The following is a 2,180-nucleotide window of genomic DNA, read 5'->3' on the forward strand; positions in this document are numbered from 1 at the left end:
TCGCGGCCTCCCCACTCTGTGCGGCCGATGAGACGGCCGATCTCGCGCGAGGGTCTCGACCTCGGGGGCCGGCACGCGGGCGATGCTGCCTGCTTCGACCTTCCGATTCTGCAAAATCGCCTGCGACACATAGTACCGGTAACGCACGCCGAGCTTGTTCGCATGCGTCGGGCCCATGTGGTTGCCGCGGTCGTCAAAGAGGCGGCCGGTCAAAATGGCGGCAGCGCCCCTGAGCCGGACATGCCGGGCGACGGCGTTGGCGGCGCGCTTGGCCTGCACGGCCTCGAACAAATCGCGGGTGAGGATCGGCTCATGCTCGCCGCGATGCACCTCACCCCGATAGGGGACCTCGCCGAGGTAGAACCGGTTCTTGAGCAGATGGGCGAGCGATCCCACGCCGAAGCAGATACCGTCGAATGGGCTTCGCCGCGTATTGGCGATGGAAATCCTGCCCTTGCCATCTATGTTTCGTTCGGAGGACGCGCCACAGCTTTCAATCGGTGGTGGACTGCAAAAAAGCAATCAACTTGGTGCGGTCCTCGGCCGACGCGAGCCCACCATACGGCTTCATGTTGTTGCCAGGCACGACCTCATCGGGTTTCGCGATGAAGCTGTCGAGCTTTCCCGTGTCCCACACGAAGTCCGCGCCCTTCATAGCGCTGGAATAGCCGAAGTTCGGCACCGAACCGGCTTTCCTTCCGATGATGTTGTGTAGGTTCGGACCCAGGCGATTGTCGCCTTCCTTGGTCGTATGGCAGGTTCGGCATGCGTTGTTGAATATCAGTTGCCCCGACCCGGCGTCGGCGCCCGCGCGCACGGGCTCCTGGGGCACGGCCGCGGACGACAGCAGAATCAGGAACGTAGAGCAGGCTAGTGGCCCGCTTCAACTAATTTGAGAGGATTTGATGATTCGCTTTCGTCGCGACCCGAACGACGGAGGCGATCATGGCTGCGAAGGAAATTGTCGTAAAGAAATATGTTGTGCGGTTGAGCTGCGGCGAACGTTCGCTGCTTGAAACGATGATCCGGAAAGGGAGCAACCCGGCGCAGCGCCTGCGGAAGGCGCGGATCTTGCTGAAGGCGGACGTCTCGGAAGCCGGCGAAGGATGGAGCGACAACCAGATCATCGAGGCTCTGGCAACCAGCGCATCCATGGTTTACCGGGTGCGCAAGCAATTGGTGGAAGAGGGCTTCGAGGCCGTGCTAAGCCGCAAACCACGCGCCACGCCTAGCGTTCCCCGGATTTTCGACGGCGAGAAGGAAGCCAAACTGATCGCTCTGGCTTGTTCCGAGCCCCCCAAGGGCCGCGCGCGCTGGACATTGCGGTTGTTGGAGAACAAGGTCGTCGAACTGAACATTGTCGATCGCGCCAGCGACAGCACGATCGGGCGGACTCTCAAAAAAACATTCTCAAGCCGCATCTGAAACAGCAATGGGTCATCCCGCCGAAGGCCAACAGCGCGTTCGTGGCGGCCATGGAAGACGTGCTGGCCGTGTACACGCGACCGCGCGATCCCGGTATTCCTCTGGTTTGCTTGGATGAGACCTCGAAGCAATTGATTGCCGAAACCCGCGCTCCGATCCGGATGAAAGAGGGGCGGCCAGCCAGGTTCGATTACGAATACGAGCGCAACGGCACGGCCAATCTCTTCATGATGTTCGCGCCGCTCGAAGGCTGGCGGCATGTCAAAGTCACGGATCGTCACACCGCCGTGGATTATGCTCATGCCTTGAAGGATTTAGCCAATATCCACTTCTTGAACGCCAAGAAAATCGTTCTGGTGCAAGACAATCTCAATACCCATACCAAGGCTTCGCTTTATGAAGCTTTTCCCGCCGCCGAAGCAAGGCGGCTGGCCGAACGGTTCGAATGGCATTACACGCCAAAGCACGGCAGTTGGCTCGATATGGCCGAGTCCGAACTCGGCGTCCTTTCGTCCCAGTGCCTCGATCGCCGCATCCCGGACAAACAAACCCTCATAAACGAAATCGCCGTTTGGGAGGACGATCGAAATGCCAACCACGCGAAAGCCGATTGGCAGTTCACCACAGCCGACGCACGTATCAAACTCAAGCATTTATACCCGTCAATCTGAATGAATCGAGCCAGTAGGGAGTCTTTGTCCTTGCGGTTCGGATGCGGCATTCGTCGTCCCGGAAGGTCATGTCCATCACCCAGT

The 2,180-nt window shown here is 59.5% G+C and carries 3 protein-coding genes; 1 reads left to right on the forward strand and 2 read right to left on the reverse strand.

The window, feature by feature from the left end:
* The coding region (locus VGY55_14980; GenBank protein HEV2971277.1) for a recombinase family protein at positions 1–396 on the reverse strand (396 nt) is incomplete at its 3' end.
* A 97-nt stretch (positions 397–493) separates the two neighbouring features.
* Entirely contained in the window at positions 494–817 is a 324-nt protein-coding gene (locus tag VGY55_14985; GenBank protein ID HEV2971278.1) for a c-type cytochrome, read from the reverse strand.
* 128 nt (positions 818–945) lie between these two features.
* On the opposite strand from VGY55_14985, the gene VGY55_14990 reads away from it, so the two are divergent.
* A protein-coding gene (locus VGY55_14990) for an IS630 family transposase (protein ID HEV2971279.1) occupies positions 946–2,096 on the forward strand; the annotation gives its coding sequence in 2 pieces (ribosomal slippage) (positions 946–1,408 and positions 1,408–2,096; 1,152 coding nt in all).
* Positions 2,097–2,180 lie beyond the last annotated feature (84 nt).

Source organism: Pirellulales bacterium (assembly GCA_035939775.1).
In the GTDB taxonomy this organism is placed as follows: Bacteria; Planctomycetota; Planctomycetia; order Pirellulales; family DATAWG01; genus DASZFO01.